Raw genomic sequence first — 301 nt, forward strand, 5'->3', positions numbered from 1 at the left:
TCACGGGAGTGGTCGTTCATGGCCTCCGGAGGCAAGGATGTCGGCTCGTTCAACCGCGCCGGTTTCTCCGCGACCTGGAACGTGACGGTGCCGACCACCGGCGACTACCGGCTATCGATCCTGAGCGGGTCGAACGCCACACCGGGCAAGCACGCGCTCTTCGTCGACGGCGCCTTCGACCAGTTGGTGAAGTACTCGGCGGACCTCAACTGGGGCTACCGCGGAACGGCCGACGTCACCCTCCACCTTACCGCCGGCACGCACGCGCTGTCGCTGCGGGCCAGCAAGGACGGCACCACTG

At 67.4% G+C, this 301-nt stretch carries 1 protein-coding gene; it reads left to right on the forward strand.

Annotated elements, in window-relative coordinates; genetic code table 11:
* Positions 1–301 (forward strand): CBM35 domain-containing protein (locus tag ACPYOG_RS19370; protein WP_481295760.1); only part of this gene is annotated, 301 nt, incomplete at both ends.

Source organism: Leifsonia sp. HAY1-4F, from assembly GCF_056755275.1.